This window comes from Clostridium mucosae, assembly GCF_024622765.1.
Taxonomy (GTDB): Bacteria; Bacillota; Clostridia; order Clostridiales; family Clostridiaceae; genus Clostridium.
Window position 1 is genome coordinate 1 of the sequence record NZ_JANKAF010000048.1, and the last position, 3,728, is coordinate 3,728.

Genomic DNA, 3,728 nt, shown 5'->3' on the forward strand with positions numbered 1-3,728 from the left:
TATATAACCTAAATTGAATAATTCTATAAGTTTAGAATCCTCACTATTTGTCCAATTATTTTTTTTAATCACCGAATCACCTCTAAAAAAGATTATAGTTTGCCCATACCATAAGGGTGGAAAATTTCTTAATTTCACTATTCATAAATTATTTAATATTCATTAACAAACCTTTAACTTTTCTTCTTTTTAGCCATTTTCTACAAAAAAATGGCTATTAATAATTAAATAATTAATATAGCTTTATATTAACAATTTAATATTAATAACCTTCTTTTTCAAATACTATTTAAGCTAATTACAGTAATTCTCCATAATCTTTTTAACTGAAAAACCTAAAAATGAAAATTGCATATTAAAATCCTCCTAAATATAACTTTTAAAATTCTCTAAACATAACTTTTAAATATCACTCATTAAATAGATATCCAAATTAAAATAAAATTGAGAAAAACTTTTAAAATTTTTTTCTTATTGCATATGCAGTTATTTTAAAATTTTAAAGATTTATGAAGATATTTTTGATTTAAATTTTTTACTAAAAAAGAGTGAAGATGCATATCTATATAATATAGATCTCCATATTTTACACAATCCTCTAATTAATATATAACAAAACAAAGGACCTCGCGTTTCGCGAGATCCTTTAAAATTTCCAACTTTAAGTAGATATTCATTTATCACTAAATATAAAAAATTTGACCAAGGGGCTTGTGGGGCGATTTGAAACCCACATACTAAAACATTTTTTCATTCTCTTTTATAAAATCCTTTTGCATTTCTATATAATCAACTAATGGTTTTATATTATCCAATGTTGATTCTTCTAAGGCCCTTTTATATTCATTTGAAGATTCACCATTCATATATTTTAAATCTAACCTATTATCTAACAGTTGCTTTAAATATATAAATCTACCTATTCTACCATTCCCATCTTGAAATGGATGTATACATTCAAATTCAAAATGGAATTTTGCTATATCATAAATTGTAACTTCCTTTAAACTATAAAAATTTTCTATAATTGCATTCAACTTCTCTTCTACTTCCCAAGGATTCGCAGTATCAAATTTAGCTCCAAGTATTCTGTTTTGATATTTTTTAAATACTCCTGCTAACCCCATATCATACAATCTTGTTCTATACATTAAACTAGCATGCCATTCTTTTATCATTTCTAAAGTGAGTTTTTCATCTATTTTATCTAATACCATATCAAAAGTATAGAAAGAGTTAACAGTTTCTTGAACATCATCTAAAGAATGAACTCCCATTACTATATTTTTTTCAAATAAAAGTTGAAGCGCTTCTGTTGTAAATGTACTCCCCTCTATTTTATTTGAATGATATATAAAATCGTATTTTAAAATTTCATTTAAAGAATTGTGAATTCCCTTTGTTTCTTTTAACACCTTTAAAAATCTATGATAAAACTCATTCTTCATTATCTTCTCTACACCTCATTAATAAATTTCATTATATATTCTATATTAAATTTAATTACTTATCTTACCTTAAATATTAATTATTATATTTATTATACCCTATCTAAATTTTTTATAAAATAAAAAGTTCCCTTATTTAATTTTTCTTATGACCTCCCATTAGCTACAAGTCATCAGATAATTGAGAACTATTCTATTCCATGGTGTTGTTTCTGGAGTGCTAAGTATACAGCTTGATTAAAAAAAGATGATTTTATATCATCATCTGTTTACTCTATACGAATTATATTAAATTGTAATTTAAAGAAGAACTGGTTTATTCCCTGAGGTGCTTATGGGGCTCAAAGAGGCCCACTTTCTTTAAAAATACTTTTGCTCTATATTTTTTACTAAAAAAGATTTAATATGCATATCTATATAATATAGATCTCCATATTTTACACAATCCTCTAATTAATATATAACAAAACAAAGGACCTCGCGTTTCGCGAGGTCCTTTAAATTTATAAATTTTTCTACACCACAAATACCAAAATCATAAATAACTTTATTCATTTAAAATTTTCAAAATACCATCACCATATTTTTCAATCTTCACTTCTCCAAAGCCAGAAACATCTTTTAGTTCTGATTTTGTCTTTGGCATTTTTTCTAATAAATTAGTAATTTGTTTATCACTAAAAATGAAATATGTTTTGTATTCTCTGCTCTACTCATTTGAAGTCTAAATTCTTTTAATTTCTTTATTAAAATTTCATTATTACATACACTATCAATATTATTATTAATTATATTGCTTGTACTATTATTAATTATATTACTTGTACTATTATTGATGAAAGTATTGTTATTTATATTAACATTTATATTTATATTACTTATATTGATACTTTTATCAATATTATTTGTGATATAATTTTTATCTTTATTCACAATATCACTTTGCAGATTATCAATACTACTCTCATTAATCTTTTCTATATGATTAATTTTATCTTTACGTATTGTTTTATTATTTCCTTTATCATTATAAGCATCAACTAATTCTATTAACTCACGATACTTTTTTAAAAAACTTAATTTGCTAGGATTATGTAATGCAAGCAATTGTTCTGCAACATCCTTCATTTCCTTATCACTTAGAGCCATTAACTCTGATTTAGCATTAACTTCTTTTATGTAACTAATAAGTTGATCTGCTTTAACAACCTTATCTTTAATTTCTTTCTTAGCATATCTTGAATTTAAAACTGTTTTAGGATTAGCCAATACTACTATTGATTTATAATTATCATTAAAATATTTATCAAAAAGAAACTTAGAAATAAAATTACTTTTAGACTCTTTCTTTATCCTCTTTAATACTTCCAAGTGCCTTTCATTTTGAGTTATTGGAGAATATATTCCTTCCTTTATAAACCTTCCATTGAAATTATAAGTTCTTATGAAATTTCCTTGTGAATTTATTTCTATATTACCTATAAGATTCTTACATTCAATTATAAATATAACTTTTCTTGTTACCACTATATAATCAATTTGTGCAGATAAATCTTCACTTTCTAAACATATATCATGCAATATATACATTGGTATTCCACTATTTTTAAGCTCAAAAGCTATATTATTCTCTCCAAATTCCCCAAGAGTTGCAATCTTTAATTCTTTTTCTATTTTTCCCTTTAGCCCTTCTGGTGTTCTGCTATGTAATTCCTTTAACTTAGAAATATAATATTTTGATTCACTTTCTTCCTTTAAAAATATAGGTTTATCTAGTTTATTAAATAAAGCCATTTTGTACCTCTCATAAAATCCAATTTATAGTATATATAAATTATACTTTATAAATGTATATATTTATATAATTCTTATCAATATTTTACCAGATTTTGTTTTTACTAGCACTCGAAATTTTTATATAACTTTATTTTGTAAATTGAAATCATGACCACCCGTAAAACGGGTGGTTTGCACTACGCCTATAAGGCTTTGTTACTGGCTGTACTACTCGCACACTGAACAGTTTGCCAACCGCATTATTTTCACAGGCTACCCATTAAATGGGTCTACTTCTTGCCTTTTTCTACTTGCTCACCCGTAACCGGGTCGATGTACTCTTTAAGGCTTAGTTGCTCATATGCTATATCTTCCTCTATCTGGTTTCTTATATACTCTTCAATAACTTTTTTATTGCGACCTACTGTATCAACATAATATCCTGTACACCAAAACTTTCTATTTCCATACTTATATTTTAAATTAGCATATTTATCAAAAATA

Annotated in this window: 4 protein-coding genes; all 4 read right to left on the reverse strand. The window is 25.0% G+C overall.

All coding sequences use genetic code 11. From position 1 onward, the window contains the following. Positions 1-737: 737 nt before the first annotated feature. Positions 738-1,448: a Fic family protein gene (locus NSA50_RS19515; protein WP_195429015.1), complete on the reverse strand. Its 711-nt coding sequence runs from the start codon at positions 1,446-1,448 to the stop codon at positions 738-740. A gap of 547 nt (positions 1,449-1,995) precedes the next feature. Then, positions 1,996-2,094, reverse strand: a complete 99-nt coding sequence (locus NSA50_RS19520; RefSeq protein ID WP_257448188.1) for an HRDC domain-containing protein — start codon at positions 2,092-2,094, stop codon at positions 1,996-1,998. 5 nt (positions 2,095-2,099) lie between these two features. Next, positions 2,100-3,242, reverse strand: a complete 1,143-nt coding sequence (locus NSA50_RS19525; protein ID WP_257448191.1) for a nuclease-related domain-containing protein — start codon at positions 3,240-3,242, stop codon at positions 2,100-2,102. Positions 3,243-3,514: 272 nt separating this feature from the next. Further along, on the reverse strand, positions 3,515-3,728 hold a 214-nt coding region (locus NSA50_RS19530), incomplete at its 5' end, for a transposase (RefSeq protein ID WP_257448193.1).

Bases quoted from the DNA above. Each gene is read 5' to 3' on its own strand.
- NSA50_RS19515 (WP_195429015.1), bottom strand. From the start codon at position 1,448: ATGAAGAATGAGTTTTATCATAGATTTTTAAAGGTGTTAAAAGAAACA.
- NSA50_RS19525 (WP_257448191.1), bottom strand. From the start codon at position 3,242: ATGGCTTTATTTAATAAACTAGATAAACCTATATTTTTAAAGGAAGAA.
- NSA50_RS19520 (WP_257448188.1), bottom strand. From the start codon at position 2,094: ATGCCAAAGACAAAATCAGAACTAAAAGATGTTTCTGGCTTTGGAGAA.